Below are 14074 nucleotides of genomic sequence, written 5' to 3'. Positions count from 1 at the left end.
CCCCCCCCACCCGCCGATGCCGATCGTCATGCCGCTGCGCAGCTCGCCGACCACGTCGTCGAGCGACATCCTCTTGTCACGCATGGTGTTTCATGTCTCCTGGTCAGTGGTTGGCGCGCGGTTTGCCGGTGGCGACGAACTCGTCCCGGTGCTCGTCCGCGACGCCCGCGAGGTTGAGTTCGAAGGTGAAGCCCTGCTCGAAGCGGTAGCTGTCCTTCACGTCCACCGGGTCGATGCCGTTGATGGCTTCCTTGGCGCAGCGGATGACGCGGGTGTCCTTCGCCGCGATCTTCCCGGCGATCTCGCGGGCCGTGGCGTCGAGTTCGGCGCGCGGGACCACCTTGTAGACGGAACCGAAGTGCTCGAGCTGCTGGGCCGTGACGTTCTGCGCCGTGTAGTAGAGGGTGCGCATCATGTGCTGCGGCACGAGCCGGGCGAGGTGGGTGGCGGCGCCGAGCGCGCCGCGGTCCACCTCGGGCAGGCCGAAGACGGCGTCGTCGGAGGCGACGATGACGTCGGCGTTGCCGACGAGACCTATTCCGCCGCCGACGCAGAAGCCGTTCACGGCGACCACGACGGGCACGGCGCAGTCGTAGACGGCGGCGAAGGCGGCGGCGCAGCCGCGGTTGGCGGCGATGAGGGCGTCGTGCCCGTCGGTGGCCTGCATCTCCTTGATGTCGACGCCGGCATTGAAGCCGCGGCCCTCCGCGCGCAGGATCACCACGTGCGTGGCCGGATCCTTGCCTGCGGCGAGGACCGCGTCGGCCAGTTCGAACCACCCCTGGGAGGGGATGGCGTTCACAGGCGGGTAGTCGACGGTGACCGTGGTGATGCCCGCGCCGTCGGTGGTCGAGGTGATGCCCATGGCAGGTTCCTAACGTCTGTACCGAACCAAGCGATTGCTTGGTAAGTTAGCACATGCGGGGCGAAGACCCCAGGGAGCGGAATCGTGGAGGCGGGGCGAGCGTGTCGCCCGAATTCCGCGACAACGACATCTATTCGAGGAGAAGACAAGTGAGTGGACTGGTCAACGGGCGCGTCGTGATCGTCACCGGCGCGGGGCGCGGTATCGGACGGGCCCACGCGCTGGCGTTCGCCGCCGAGGGGGCGAAGGTCGTGGTCAACGACATCGGGGCCGGCGCGGACGGTTCCGCGACGGGGGAGAGCCCCGCGGAGCAGGTCGTCGCGGAGATCCGGGCGGCCGGCGGCGAGGCCGTCGTCAACGGTGACGACGTCGCCGACTGGGCCGGCGCGCAGAACCTGGTGCAGACGGCCCTGGACACCTTCGGGCGGCTCGACGTCCTGGTCAACAACGCCGGATTCCTGCGGGATCGCATGCTCGCCAACATGAGCGAGGAGGAATGGGATGTGGTGATCCGGGTGCATCTGAAGGGCCACTTCGCTCCGATGCGGCACGCGATGGCGTACTGGCGCGGGGAGGCGAAGGCCGGCAACCCGGTCGACGCCCGCATCGTCAACACCAGCTCGGGTGCCGGCCTGATGGGCAGCATCGGCCAGGGCAACTACGCCGCCGCGAAGGCGGGGATCGCCACCCTCACGATCCAGGCGGCCGCGGAGTTCGCGCGCTACGGCGTCACCGTCAACGCGATCGCGCCGGCCGCGCGGACCCGCATGACCGTGGGCGCGGGCGGGGCGATGGCCGAGTCGATGGCCGCCCCCGAGGACGGGTTCGACGCGATGGCCCCGGAGAACGTCTCACCGCTGGTGGTGTGGCTCGGCAGCGCCGAGTCCAAGGAGGTCACGGGCCGGGTCTTCGAGGTGGAGGGCGGCAAGGTCTCCGTCGCCGACGGCTGGCGGCACGGCGAGGCGATCGACAAGGGCGAGCGCTGGGATCCGAAGGAACTCGGCCCGGTGGTGGAGAAGCTGATCGCGCGCAGCGAGCCCCCGACCCCGGTCTACGGCGCCTGACCGGCCGTGCGCGCTTTCGGTAGCGCCCGCTACCGAAAGCGCGCACGGGTGGGGGCGACTATGCGGGCGAACGGACGATGATGGTGGTGCCGGGGAAGTACGCGGCCAGCTCGGTGCGGGCGTGCTTGAGGGTCGCGGTGCCGTAGCCCTGCTTGCGCAGCTCCGGGTGGACCCAGATCGCGACGTCGACCTCGTGGCCCTGGAGCTCACCGAACGCGAAACCGACCGGCTTGGGGTCGGTGCCGGACAGGTCCTCGGCGACCAGCCACACCGCGGACTCGTCGTCGATGCGCGACAGGCCGGCGGCGCGTTCCTGCTCGACCCGCTCCTCGCCGGCGTCGCCGAGCTGCTCCTCGCACCGCGCGCGGAACAGCTCGCGGTCCCGATCGCTGTTGCTGAACTGACGCAGCCGGAAGTGGGCACCGGTGGCGTACGGACGTTCGGCGGGCGTCCACTTCAGCACCGCGTCGAGGTCGTCGAGTTCCTCCCGGATCTTCTTCCGCTCCGCCTTGGTCAGCCGCCGGAACGGAAGGTTGAGCACCGCTTCGGCGCACGACTCGTTCGTGTCGAGCAGCCGCGCGACGGTCGTGACCGCCTCGGCCCGGTCGTCGCTCTCGACGATGGCATCGAGGACCTCGTGCCGGCGTTCGAGCGCGCGCAGCAGTGCGGCGGCGATCTCCCGCTTGTCGAGTACGCGGTCGTGGTTGGCGGTTGTCATCGGGTGACATCCCTTCTCGAGAGCAGCTCGACCGGGCACCCCACTGGTTCGTGCCCGGCCGTGCCGGCTCCCGCGAAGATCACTCGCACACCACCACCGGGATGACCCGATCCGTCCAGGACTGATAATTGTCGAAATCCGCGTACATCGCCACCAGCCGCGGCCAGTAGTGCGACCGCTCCTCGGGCGTCGCCACCCGCGCCGTCATCTGCCGCACCCGCGAGCGCACCTGCACGGTCACCCGCGGATCGGCGCGGATGTTGCGGAACCACAGCGGGTGCTGAGGCAGGCCGCCCTGGGATGCGACGAGCACCACCCGCTCGCCGTCCTCGAGGAACAGCAGGGGGACGGTCCGTGGCTGCCCGGTCTTGCGGCCCGTGGTGGTGAGCAGGCAGACGGGGATGCCCCACGGGAAGGCGCTGCCCACCCGCCACTTTCCACCGATCCGGCCCCCGGTGGCCTTGTAGGCCGCCACGTTGGCGCGCGACATCCACTTGATGACCGGCACCGTCCACTTCGAGTCGAGGCCCTTCGGCGCGGCGGCTGCGCTCATGTCAGATCCGCTCGATGATCGTGCCGGTGGCCAGCGCGCCGCCGGCGCACATGGTGATCAGCGCGGTCGAGCCGTCGCGCCGCTCGAGCTCGTGCAGGGCGGTGGTGATCAGCCGCGAGCCGGTGGAGCCGACGGGGTGGCCGAGCGCGATCGCGCCACCGTTCACGTTGACCTTGTCCATGTCGGGCTCGTGCACCCGCGCCCACGACAGCAGCACCGACGCGAACGCCTCGTTGACCTCGAACAGGTCCAGGTCGCCGATCGCCATCCCGGACTTGTCGAGGACGCGGCTCGTCGCCTGCACCGGTCCGTCGAGATGGAACTCGGGCTCGGCGCCGACGAGGGCCTGCGAGACGATCCGAGCCCGCGGCTTCAGGCCGAGCGCCGCGGCGCGGTCGGAATCCATGAGCAGCACCGCGGCCGCGCCGTCGGAGATCTGCGACGAGGTGCCGGCCGTGTGGATGCCGCCGTCGAGGACCGGCTTCAGCTTCGCGAGCGACTCCGCGGTCGTCTCGCGCAGGCCCTGGTCGCGGGCGACGGTCTGCTTCTCGCCGGTGAGCGCGCCCGCCTTGTCGACGACGGGTGCGACGACGGGCAGCACCTCGCGGTCGAATCGGCCCTCGTCCCAGGCCTGCTCGGCCAGCGCCTGCGACCGGACGCCGAGGGCGTCGACGTCCTCGCGGGTGATGCCGCGCCGGCGAGCGATGCGCTCGGCCGCCTCGAACTGGTTGGGCATGTCGATGTTCCACGACTCGGGGCGGCGCGGGCCGGCGAGTTCGCCGACGTTCGCGCCGAGCGGCACCTGGGACATCGCCTCGATACCGCAGGCGATGCCGACGTCGATGGCGCCGGTGGCGATGAGCCCGGCGATCAGGTGGTTGGCCTGCTGGGCCGACCCGCACTGGCAGTCGATCGTGGTGGCGCCGACCTGCCACGGCAGTCCGGCGTGCAGCCAGGCGGTGCGGGTGATGTTGTTGGACTGCGCGCCGGCCTGTGTGACGCACCCGCCGATCACCTGCTCGACGAGGGCGGGATCGAGGCCCGCACGCTCGATCAGTCCGCTCTGCGCGGCCCCGAGGATCTCGGCAGCGTGCAGGCCGGCGAGCCAGCCGCCGCGCTTGCCGATCGGGGTGCGTGCCGCCTCGACGATGACTGGTGTGCCCACGGTGGGCTCCTTTCTGATCCTTGTCCTCGCAAAGTAGAACAGGTTGTCGTGGCGGACAAGACGTGGTCCGAATGATCGGGACTTGGCGATTCCTTGGCCTGCGGGCCGCCCTGTGCTTGAATGCTTTTAGAACGTGTTCCACATCGCGACCCGGTGCACTCGTCAGGGTAGGAGAGAATTCAGTGGCGCAGCCCAACATCCCCGAAGACATCGACTTCACCGATCCGGATCTCTACGCCGAGCGGATGCCGTTCGAGGAGTTCGCCGAGCTGCGTAGGACGGCCCCCGTCTGGTGGAACAAGAAATCCCCGGACGTCGGCGGGTTCCACGACGAGGGATTCTGGGTCGTGTCCCGGCACGAGGAGGTCCGTGAGGTCTCCCGCCGCAGCGACGTGTTCTCCAACTGGGAGAACACCGCCATCCCGCGGTTCAACGACGACATCCCGCGCGAGGCCATCGAACTGCAGCGGCACGTCCTGCTCAACAAGGACGCTCCCGAGCACACCAAGCTGCGCAAACTCGTCGCCCGCGGGTTCACCCCGCGCGCCATCAACGGCCTCCGGGACGAGCTGAACGCCCGCGCGAAGAAGATCGTCGAGGAAGCCTGCCAGGCCGGCCGGGGCGATTTCGTCACCCAGGTCGCCGCCGAGCTGCCCCTGCAGGCCATCGCCGAACTGATCGGCGTCCCGCAGGAGGACCGGGACAAGATCTTCGAGTGGTCGAATCAGATGACCGGCTACGACGATCCGGACAACACCGCCGACCCCGCGGCCGCGTCGATGGAGGTTCTCGGCTACGCGTACCAGATGGCCGCCGCGCGCAAGGAGTGCCCGGCGGACGACATCGTCACCACGCTGATCGAGGCGGACATCGACGGGGACGAGCTCTCACCCGAGGAGTTCGGCTTCTTCTTCATCGTGCTCGCCGTCGCCGGCAACGAGACCACCCGCAACGCGATCACGCACGGCATGGCGGCGTTCCTCGACAACCCGGAGCAGTGGGAGATCTTCAAGCGGGACCGCCCGAAGACCGCGGCCGACGAGATCATCCGCTGGGCCACGCCGGTCACGTCGTTCCAGCGCACCGCGCTCGAGGACACCGAACTCGGCGGGCAGACGATTCGCAAGGGCGACCGCGTCGTGATGCTGTACGCGTCGGCGAACAACGACGAGGAGGTGTTCGAGAACCCCCGGACATTCGACATCCTGCGAGATCCCAACCCGCACCTCGCGTTCGGCGGAACCGGCGCGCACTACTGCCTCGGCGCCAACCTGGCGCGGATGGAGATCGACCTCGTGTTCAACGCGATCGCCGACTACATGCCCGACATCACCAAGGTCGCCGATCCGCGCCGGTTGCGGTCCGGCTGGCTCAACGGCATCAAGGAGTTCCGGGTGGACTACAGGACGGAGGGCGGCTGCCCCGTCGAGCACTGACCCGATGCCACGGCGCCGGGGCGATCGGGGCTCCTACGGCGCCGCCGTGCCGACCGCTGGCCCCGGCGTCCTGCGGATCCGGTCGCCGTTCCCGGATCGGCGCGCGGAGGGATGTCGGACAGAGGTGGGGAGTACCGCAGAAGCCGGCGACGTGGGTGCACCCCGCCGAAATTGGGGGTGAGGGCGGGGTGCTCGGCCACAGTATTTCGGCCGCCGAGGGCCGGTAGCCTCCGGTCCTGCTGACCGGGATCGGCCTGTGCGACGTCGCCGTGCCGGGTCCGGCCGTGCGGACCGAACGGGGGAGATCTCGCGTGCGGCAGGGCCCGGGCCTGTTGTTCCGCCCAGTGAGACGTCCTCTCCCGTGCGCCGCGGTTGCGGAAATAGTGTCACGTGCTCCCGGAACGGAATCGGCGAAAGGCTTCGAGCATGGTGGATTGGGCAGAGGAATGCGACGTCCTCGTCGTGGGATCGGGGGCGGGAGGCTGCTGCGGCGCGTACACCGCCGCCCGTGAGGGACTGTCGGTCGTCCTGGTCGAGGCCTCCGAGTACTTCGGCGGCACCACCGCCTACTCCGGCGGCGGTGGGGTCTGGTTCCCCACCAACGCCGTGCTGCGACGTGCCGGCGACGACGACACCATCGACGACGCCCTGACCTACTACCATGCCGTCGTCGGCGACCGCACCCCCCGCGACCTGCAGGACGCCTACGTCCGTGGCGGCGCACCCCTGATCGACTACCTCGAGGCCGACGAGGACATCGAGTTCACGGCCTACCCGTGGCCGGACTACTTCGGCAAGGCTCCCAAGGCCAGCGCGAAGGGCCGTCACATCGCACCGACCCCGCGGTCCGTCGTCGACGATCCGGAACTCAACGAATCCGTCCGCGGGCCGCTGGGTCGCGAGCGAAACGGGGATCCGTTGCCGGACAAGCTGATCGGTGGACGTGCCCTCATCGGCCGGTTCCTGGTCGCCATGCGCAAGTACCCGAACGTGCAGCTGCACCGGAACACGCCGCTCGAGGAACTCGTCGTCGAGGACGGCGCCGTGGTCGGCGCGATCGTCTCCCACGGCGAGCAGCGGCGCGCGGTGCGGGCCCGCAAGGGCGTCGTGCTCGCCGCCGGCGGATTCGACCACAACGACGAGATGCGCGCACGGTACGGCGTCCCCGGCGCGGCCCGCGATTCGATGGGGCCGTGGTCCAACCTCGGCAAGGCCCACCAGGCGGCCATCGCGATCGGTGCCGACGTCGACCTGATGAGCGAGGCGTGGTGGTCGCCGGGGCTGACCCACCCCGACGGGCGCTCGGCCTTCGCGCTGTGCTTCACCGGCGGCATCTTCGTCGACCAGGACGGCAATCGCTTCACCAACGAGTACGCGCCCTACGACCGGCTCGGCCGCGACATCATCGCCCGCATGGACAAGGGCGAGATGACGCTGCCGTTCTGGATGATCTACGACGACCGGAGCGGGGTGGTGCCGCCGATCGCGGCGACGAACGTTCCGCTCGTGGAGACCGAGAAGTACGAGGCGGCGGGACTGTGGAAGACCGCCGACACGCTCGCCGAACTCGCCGGGCAGATCGGGGTGTCGGCCGAGGCGCTCGAGGCGACCGTCGCACGGTTCAACCGCCTCGCCGCCGGCGGCGTCGACGAGGACTTCGGCCGCGGGGACGAGCCCTACGACGTGGCGTTCACCGGCGGCGGTTCGGCGCTGGTCCCGATCGAGAAGGGCCCGTTCCACGCCGCGCAGTTCGGCATCTCGGACCTCGGCACCAAGGGCGGCCTGCGCACCGACACCGTCGGCCGCGTGCTCGACGGCGCCGGGACGCCCATCCCCGGGCTGTACGCGGCGGGCAACACGATGGCCGCCCCGAGCGGCACCGTCTACCCCGGCGGCGGCAACCCGATCGGCACCAGCGCGTTGTTCGCCCACCTGGCGGTCCGGCACATGGCCGGCGCGTAAGGACGACGCCGGCCGCCCGGTCCCGCTCAGTGGGTCCTGCGTCACACTCGGCGTACTCCGTCCGTACGGTTCACACCGACGAACCGTAGGAGTATTCATGAGTACATCGTTGGCACCCGAACGGGCACCCTCGACCCGTGCCGAACGCCGCTACGAGCGGACCCGACCCGTGTGGGCGGTGGTGGCCATTCTCATCGCCGTCGAAGTCATCAGCGCATTCGAGACGTCGATGATGTACGCGGCGCTGCCGACGTTCGCCCGGGTCTTCGAGGCGGACGCCTCCGCGGTCGGATGGACCGTGACGGCGTTTCTGCTGGTGGCGGCGGCCTCGGCGGCGGTGTGCGGCCGGCTCGGCGACATGTACGGTCGCGAACGGGTGCTGATGTTCGTGCTGGCCTGCGCCGCCACCGGCTCGATCGTCAGCATGGCGTTCGGGACCCTCGAGGCCATCATCGCCGGCCGGGCGATCCAGGGGGTGGCGGGCGCGATCCTGCCGCTGTGCATCGGGCTCGCCCGTGAGCACCTGCCCGCGGAACGCGTCCCGATGGCCGTCGCACTGATCTCCGGATCCGCCGTCGCGGCCGGGGCCGCCTCCCTGCTCGTCGCCGGCATCCTCATCGATCTCGGGGACTGGCGGTACATCTTCGTCGTCGCCGCGGCGTACGCCATCGCCTGCATCTTCCTGGTCGAGGCCGTGCTGCCGTGGCGACGCCGCCACCACCACCGGCAGCCGATCGACGTGGTGGGCGCGGCCGGCCTGGCGACGGCCGTGGCCGCCGTCCTGTTCGGGTTGACCCAGAGCCGCGCCTGGGGCTGGAGCGACGGCCGCGTCCTCGCGCCGATCGTCGTCGGTACGGCGATCTTCGCCTGGTGGGTGTGGTGGGAGCTCGGCCGGCCGTCCCCGATCGTGAACCTGCGCCTGCTCGCCGAACGCAACGTCGCGCTGACGATGCTCGCCGGGGTGGCCCTCGGCGTCGGACCGATCGGGGGCGGGACGATGATCATCCCGATCATCATGCAGAGCCCCACCTCCGCGCCGTTCGGCCTGGGACTCACACCCACCTACGCCGGAACGCTGTCGTTCGTCGGCGCGATGATCGGCATGGCGTTCACGCCCGTCGCGGGCCGGATCGCCGCCGCGGTGGGGGCACGGTCGTCGCTGCTGCTCGGCAGCGTGGTGTTCCTCGTGGCGTGCGCCGGATTCTTCTTCTTCCGGGCCTCGGTGCTCGGGATGACGCTGCTGGTGGTGGCCGTCTCGGTGGCGACGGCGTTCGCGTACCCCGCGCTGCCGAACCTGCTCGTCGAGTCCGTCCCGGAACACAACACGAGCGAGATGGCCGGCAGCCAGACCGTGCTGCGCACCGCCGCGTCGGCCGTGGGCACCTCGGTGGCGTCGCTCCTGCTCGCGTCCCTGGTGGTGCCGGGGACGGCCACGCCGACGGTGGCCGCACTCGGGGCCGTCTGCACGATGCTGGTGCTGTCCTGCGCCGTGACGATCGTCCTGGGCTCGGCGATCAGGTATCGCCGCGCGTGACGTCCCGCCGGTCCAGCAGCGCCAGATCGCCGGGCACGTCGACGTCTCCCGGATCGGCGAGACCCGTGCAGTCCAGCCGCCGCACCCGGTCGCGGTGGCCGGCGAGGAATCGCCGGGCACCCTCGTCGCCGACGGCCTCCCGGGCCGCCGCCTCGGCATCACGCCGGTCGAACACCACGGGATGGCCGGGGCGGTCGCCGAACATCGGCACGGTGATCGTGCCGGGGCGGTGCGCGGCCAGCACGGTTCGGACGAGTCCGGCGGTGATGCCGGGAAAGTCGACGACGGTCAGGGCGATCACCTCGTGGCCCGTCGTGGCGTCCATCCCGGCCCGCAGCGACGTCGACATCCCCTCGGCCCAGCGCGGATTGACGACGGTTCGGATGCCGGGCGGGCACGCGGCGACGACGTCGTCGGCGTAGGCGCCGGCGACCACCGTGATCTCGTCGCAGCCCCCGGCGGTGAGCGCGGCCACCACGGTGTGCAGCAGCGGGTGGCCGCGGTGGGGGAGCAGTGCTTTCGCGCGCCCGCCCAGTCGCGTGCCGCCCCCCGCCGCGAGGACGATCCCGCCGACGGTCATGGCCGGACTCTAGCCGCGCGCCGCCCCGGCTGCGGGGCGAACCGTCTTCATGGCCCGCTCGACTTCCCAGAAGGCGCGCAGCGACGCGATCCGGCCGTCGTCGTCCACGCGGTAGACGAACACGCCCTCGGCGTCGATCACGTTGCCGCCGAGGGTGGTGCGGATGGTGCCGATGTTGACGCACTCGTCGCCGCACACCAGCACGTCGTCGACGAGGAACTCGAGCCGGTCGGTGTTCGCGATGGTCATGTCGTAGAAGCGCGAGATCGCCTCGCGCCCGTGGTGCCCCGTGCCCTCCGGGTCGAACCCGGACGGACCGACCGGGTCCTCGACGACCCCGTTCTCGGCGAACAGCGCCAGCCACTCGTCCTTGCGCTTCCCGCTGGCCGCGGCTTGGGACGCCCGCGCGGCCACCCGCGCCGGATGTTCGTCGCTCATGCCTGCTCCCTTCGATGGATGTACCTGTCGGCGAATCTGTGCAGGGACTCCTGCTTCGCCTCGAGGGGACTGTCGAAGCCGTGCCCGTCGAAGATCCACGGCACCACGATGATGTCGGTGACCCCGGCGTCCTCGAGTTCGGCGTACCCCGCGCTGCCGAACCGGTCGACGCACACGGCCTGGATCTCGAACGGCCCGTCGGCGCGGCCGTATCCGGCGCGCAGTTCGCGCAGTCGTGCGACCACGTCGACGAGGTCGTCGAAGCGGATCATCGCCGAGGTCCAACCGTCGCCGATCCGGGCCGCGCGGCGCAGCGCGACGTCGGTGTGGCCGCCGATGTAGAACGGCACCGGTGCGCTGGGGGCGGGGCTCATCTGCAGGCGGTCGAAGTCGAAGAACTCGCCGTGGTGTTCGACCATGCCGCCGCCGAGGATGAGCCTGATGACCTCGATCATCTCGTCGACCCGCTTGCCGCGCCGCGCGTACGGGACGCCGCACCACTCGAATTCCTCCGGGGCCCAGCCGATTCCCACGCCGAAGCCGAAGCGGTTCCCGGTCAGGTTGGCGACCGACCCGACCTGGCGGGCCAGCAGCACGGGGTTGCGGGAGCCGAGCTTGAGGACCTGGGTGTAGAACCGGAGCGTCGACGTGACCGCCCCCATCGCGGCCGCGGCGATCAACGGATCCACCCACGGGGTGTCCTCGGTCCACATCCGCGACCCGTCGGGAGTATACGGGTAGTCGACGCTCTGCTTCTCCATGTAGAACAGGGAGTCGGGCAGCGCGATCGAGGCGAACCCGCACTCTTCGGCAGTGCGGGCCAGGTCGGCGAGTTGATCGAGCGGCGTCATCGCGACGCCGACGGTGAAGTCCACCACGGTCCGTGCCTATCGTTCCGGTCGGTCCGAGCCGACCACCCACATCGAGAAGTACTGCGAGCCACCACCGTACGCATGCCCGAGCGCCTTGCGCGCACCGTCGACCTGATGTTCCCCGGCGCGGTGCATCACCTGCATCGCCGCCTCGGCGAATCGGATCATTCCGGACGCGCCGATCGGGTTGGACGAGAGCACCCCGCCGGACATGTTGACCGGCAGCTGACCACCGAGGGCCGTTTCCCCGGACTCGGTGAGCTTCCAGCCGGAACGTTCCGGGGTGAAGCCGAGGTTCTCGAGCCACATCGGTTCGAACCACGAGAAGGGGACGTAGATCTCGGCGCAGTCGATCTCGGTGAGCGGGTCGGTGATCCCCGCGGCCTTCCACAGCGCCGCCGCGGCCATCCGGCCCGCCTCGGGGTTGACCTGGTCGCGTCCCGCGTACGTGGTCGGCTCGGTTCGCATCGCGGTGGCGTGGATCCACGCGACGCCCCGGCCCTGCGCCTCGACTGCCGCGGCCGAGTCCTCGTCGCCGATCACCACGGCGCACGCGCCGTCCGAGGAGGGGCAGGTCTCGTCGTAGCGGATGGGGTCCCACAGCATCTGCGACGCCTGCACCGACTCGAGCGTGATGTCCGGCTGCTTGAGGTGCGCGTAGGGGTTCTTCGCGCCGTTGAGGCGGTCCTTGACGGCCACCATCGCGCCGATGTGCTCGGGGGCGCCCGAGCGCCGGATGTAGGAGCGCACGTGGGGGGCGAAGTAGCCACCGGCGCCCGCCCCGACCGGCATGGTGAACGGCACCGGGGTGGACAACGCCCACATGGCGTTCGATTCGGACTGCTTCTCCCACGCCACGGCCAGCACCCGTCGGTGCACGCCGGCCTGGACGAGGCTGGCGGCGACGTTGGCGGTGGACCCGCCGACCGACCCGGCGGTGTGGACCCGCAGCATGGGCTTGCCGGTGGCGCCGATCGCGTCGACCATGCCCAGCTCGGGCATCATCACGCCCTCGAACAGGTCCGGGGCCTTGCCGATGACGACGGCGTCGATGTCGTCCCAGCCCACGTCCGCGTCTGCGAGCGCCCGGTCGATCGCCTCGCGGACGAGACCGGACATCGACACGTCGTGCCGTTTGGCGACGTAGTGGGTCTGTCCCGTGCCGAGGACAGCGGCGAGTTGCTTGCCCATCAGTTGCGTCCCTCCAGAACTGCTACCAGATTCTGTTGCAGCACAGCTCCACTCGTCGCGTGTGCGAGCGCACGTCCGGCGCGGCCGTCCATGATCGCCTGCGCGGCGCAGCCGATGCGTTCGAGTCCACCGGAGAACATGGGGTTGCCGGTGAGCGGACCTCCGGTCGGGTTGACCGCCGTCGCGCCCGAGAGCCCGAGCGCCTCGCGCAGGATCAGCTCCTGATGCGTGAACGGGGCGTGCAGCTCGGCGACGTCGAAGGCGGTGTCCCCGCCGGTCACCGCCGCGGCGGCCGCGGCGGCGGACGGTGCCTGCGTCAGGTCCCGCGAGCCGAAGTTCGGGGTGTCGATGCGGTGCTCGATGCCGGTGATCCAGGCGGGGTTCTCGCACAGCTCGCGGGCCCGGTCGCCGGTGGCGAGCACGACGGCGGCGGCGCCGTCGGTGACCGGGGCGCAGTCGTGCCTCCGCAACGGGTCGGCGACGTAGGGCCGGTCGAGCAGTTCCTCGACCGTGACGTCGCCGCTGATCTGGGCATTCGGATTGTCCTTGGCTGCGGCCCGTGCGCGGACGGCGACCTGCGCCATGTCCTCCTCCGTCCACTTGCCGGCGTCGAGTCCGAACCGGGCCTGCAGCCCGGCGAGCGAGACGGAGTCGAGGCCGAGCGGTGCGACGAGGTACGGGTCGAGTTGCACGCCGAGGACCTGGCGCAGCGTGCCCGCCGAGGACTTGCCGAAGCCGTACACGAGCGCGGTGTCGACCTCCCCGGTGAGCAGCTTGACCCACGCCTCGTACAGCGCCCAGGCGGCGTCCATCTCGACGTGGGATTCGTTGATCGGTGGCACCGCGCCGAGCGCGTCCACGGCGGAGATGAACGAGAACGCCCGGCCGGCCAGGTAGTCCGACGAGCCCGAACACCAGAAACCGATGTCGGACTTGGTGATACCCAGCTTGTCGTAGAGCTCCCGGAAGCACGGGACGAGCATCTCGACGCCGTTGGTGGTGCCGGTGGTCTCGCGCACGTGAGGTGCCTGCGCGAAGCCGACGACTGCGATGTCTGTCATGATGGGCGCGGCTCCCTTACAGGTGGTGTTCGAAGGTCTCGTAGGCGGCGTCCGGCTCGCCGGTCGGCCGGAAGTACTCGATGTTGCGCAGCGTGTAGTCCCACTCCTCGCGCGGGCGCCACTTCGCCTCCACCCGCATGCCCATGCGCACCTCGGAGGCGTCGCACTCGAGGATCAGGTGCAGGAACGGGATGTCGGCACCGTCGAGCAGCACGTACGCCGCGACGTAGGGCGGCGTGATCTGCTGCCCGAGAAACGGCACGTTGACGATGCAGAACGTGGTCACGATGCCCTTGTCGGACACCTCGACCTGCTCGCGGGTGGGGATGCCGTCGGTGGGGTTCGCGCCGCGCGGCGGGATGTAGACCTTGCCGCCGGGACCGGTGCGCCCGCCGATCAGTCGGCCCTCGGCCAGCCCGCGCAGGTAGTAGGACTCCTCGGACGACGCGCTGTGCGTGTAGTGCAGGTCCAGCGGGGTGATCATCATCGTCACCGGTTCGCCGGAGTCCTCCGGCCGCACCGTCACGGTGCCGGCCTCGCCGGGCTCGAACCCGGCGATGTCGCGGATGTGGCCGACGCGGTCGTCGGCCCAGCGCACGCGCACCCGCATCCCGGTGCGCATGTCCGCCGGGTCG

14 protein-coding genes are annotated in these 14074 nt (G+C 70.5%); 4 read left to right on the top strand and 10 right to left on the bottom strand.

All coding sequences use genetic code 11. From position 1 onward, the window contains the following. Positions 1-103 precede the first annotated feature (103 nt). On the bottom strand, positions 104-865 hold the full coding sequence (echA20, locus tag OEY_RS0113945; protein WP_010594473.1) for a (7aS)-7a-methyl-1,5-dioxo-2,3,5,6,7,7a-hexahydro-1H-indene-carboxyl-CoA hydrolase: 762 nt from the start codon (positions 863-865) through the stop codon (positions 104-106). A gap of 149 nt (positions 866-1014) precedes the next feature. Between echA20 and OEY_RS0113940 the strand changes: the two genes are divergently transcribed. Then, on the top strand, positions 1015-1929 hold the full coding sequence (locus tag OEY_RS0113940; protein ID WP_010594472.1) for an SDR family oxidoreductase: 915 nt from the start codon (positions 1015-1017) through the stop codon (positions 1927-1929). Between the two features lie 58 nt (positions 1930-1987). Here OEY_RS0113940 and OEY_RS0113935 read toward each other — a convergent pair whose 3' ends face one another. From OEY_RS0113935 to OEY_RS0113925, 3 genes are all read right to left on the bottom strand, one after another. Next, on the bottom strand, positions 1988-2647 hold the full coding sequence (locus OEY_RS0113935) for a GNAT family N-acetyltransferase (RefSeq protein ID WP_010594471.1): 660 nt from the start codon (positions 2645-2647) through the stop codon (positions 1988-1990). Between the two features lie 79 nt (positions 2648-2726). Beyond that, the gene (locus tag OEY_RS0113930) at positions 2727-3200 is read right to left on the bottom strand and encodes a nitroreductase family deazaflavin-dependent oxidoreductase (RefSeq protein WP_010594470.1); all 474 of its coding nucleotides are present in this window, start codon (positions 3198-3200) and stop codon (positions 2727-2729) included. Position 3201: 1 nt separating this feature from the next. Next, the gene (locus OEY_RS0113925; protein WP_010594469.1) at positions 3202-4365 is read right to left on the bottom strand and encodes a steroid 3-ketoacyl-CoA thiolase; all 1164 of its coding nucleotides are present in this window, start codon (positions 4363-4365) and stop codon (positions 3202-3204) included. A 182-nt stretch (positions 4366-4547) separates the two neighbouring features. On the opposite strand from OEY_RS0113925, the gene OEY_RS0113920 reads away from it, so the two are divergent. The 3 genes from OEY_RS0113920 (at position 4548) to OEY_RS0113910 (ending at position 9297) form a co-directional block, all read left to right on the top strand. After that, entirely contained in the window at positions 4548-5801 is a 1254-nt protein-coding gene (locus tag OEY_RS0113920) for a cytochrome P450 (RefSeq protein WP_010594468.1), read from the top strand. A gap of 390 nt (positions 5802-6191) precedes the next feature. Next, a complete protein-coding gene (locus OEY_RS0113915; RefSeq protein WP_272929655.1) occupies positions 6192-7763 on the top strand; it encodes an FAD-binding protein in 1572 nt (523 codons plus the stop codon). Positions 7764-7860: 97 nt separating this feature from the next. After that, complete coding sequence (locus OEY_RS0113910) at positions 7861-9297, top strand: MFS transporter (RefSeq protein WP_237713752.1); 1437 nt, start codon at positions 7861-7863, stop codon at positions 9295-9297. On the opposite strand, the gene OEY_RS0113905 is transcribed toward OEY_RS0113910, so the two are convergent. The 6 genes from OEY_RS0113905 to OEY_RS0113880 all read right to left on the bottom strand — a co-directional run. Continuing rightward, on the bottom strand, positions 9278-9877 hold the full coding sequence (locus OEY_RS0113905; RefSeq protein ID WP_010594465.1) for a nucleotidyltransferase family protein: 600 nt from the start codon (positions 9875-9877) through the stop codon (positions 9278-9280). The genes OEY_RS0113910 and OEY_RS0113905 overlap by 20 nt on opposite strands. A gap of 9 nt (positions 9878-9886) precedes the next feature. Next, positions 9887-10315: a nuclear transport factor 2 family protein gene (locus OEY_RS0113900; RefSeq protein ID WP_010594464.1), complete on the bottom strand. Its 429-nt coding sequence runs from the start codon at positions 10313-10315 to the stop codon at positions 9887-9889. Next, positions 10312-11190 (bottom strand): TIGR03619 family F420-dependent LLM class oxidoreductase, encoded by an 879-nt coding sequence (locus tag OEY_RS0113895; RefSeq protein ID WP_010594463.1) that lies wholly within the window; start codon positions 11188-11190, stop codon positions 10312-10314. Before OEY_RS0113895 ends, OEY_RS0113900 begins: the two co-directional genes overlap by 4 nt. A gap of 12 nt (positions 11191-11202) precedes the next feature. Next, a complete protein-coding gene (locus OEY_RS0113890) occupies positions 11203-12378 on the bottom strand; it encodes a thiolase domain-containing protein (protein ID WP_010594462.1) in 1176 nt (391 codons plus the stop codon). Then, positions 12378-13439, bottom strand: coding sequence for a thiolase domain-containing protein (locus tag OEY_RS0113885; protein WP_010594461.1), 1062 nt, complete (start codon positions 13437-13439; stop codon positions 12378-12380). Before OEY_RS0113885 ends, OEY_RS0113890 begins: the two co-directional genes overlap by 1 nt. A 16-nt stretch (positions 13440-13455) precedes the next feature. Continuing rightward, positions 13456-14074 (bottom strand): Zn-ribbon domain-containing OB-fold protein (locus OEY_RS0113880; protein ID WP_010594460.1); only part of this gene is annotated, 619 nt, incomplete at its 5' end.

Origin of the sequence: Rhodococcus sp. P14 (assembly GCF_000256505.1) — a bacterium.
In the GTDB taxonomy this organism is placed as follows: Bacteria; Actinomycetota; Actinomycetes; order Mycobacteriales; family Mycobacteriaceae; genus Rhodococcus; species Rhodococcus ruber.
The sequence above is the reverse complement of the archived record's forward strand: the minus strand, read 5'-3'. Positions and strand labels throughout refer to the sequence as shown.

Bases quoted from the DNA above. Each gene is read 5' to 3' on its own strand.
- echA20 (WP_010594473.1), bottom strand. From the start codon at position 865: ATGGGCATCACCTCGACCACCGACGGCGCGGGCATCACCACGGTCACC.
- OEY_RS0113905 (WP_010594465.1), bottom strand. From the start codon at position 9,877: ATGACCGTCGGCGGGATCGTCCTCGCGGCGGGGGGCGGCACGCGACTG.
- OEY_RS0113935 (WP_010594471.1), bottom strand. From the start codon at position 2,647: ATGACAACCGCCAACCACGACCGCGTACTCGACAAGCGGGAGATCGCC.
- OEY_RS0113885 (WP_010594461.1), bottom strand. From the start codon at position 13,439: ATGACAGACATCGCAGTCGTCGGCTTCGCGCAGGCACCTCACGTGCGC.
- OEY_RS0113930 (WP_010594470.1), bottom strand. From the start codon at position 3,200: ATGAGCGCAGCCGCCGCGCCGAAGGGCCTCGACTCGAAGTGGACGGTG.
- OEY_RS0113910 (WP_237713752.1), top strand. From the start codon at position 7,861: ATGAGTACATCGTTGGCACCCGAACGGGCACCCTCGACCCGTGCCGAA.
- OEY_RS0113900 (WP_010594464.1), bottom strand. From the start codon at position 10,315: ATGAGCGACGAACATCCGGCGCGGGTGGCCGCGCGGGCGTCCCAAGCC.
- OEY_RS0113890 (WP_010594462.1), bottom strand. From the start codon at position 12,378: ATGGGCAAGCAACTCGCCGCTGTCCTCGGCACGGGACAGACCCACTAC.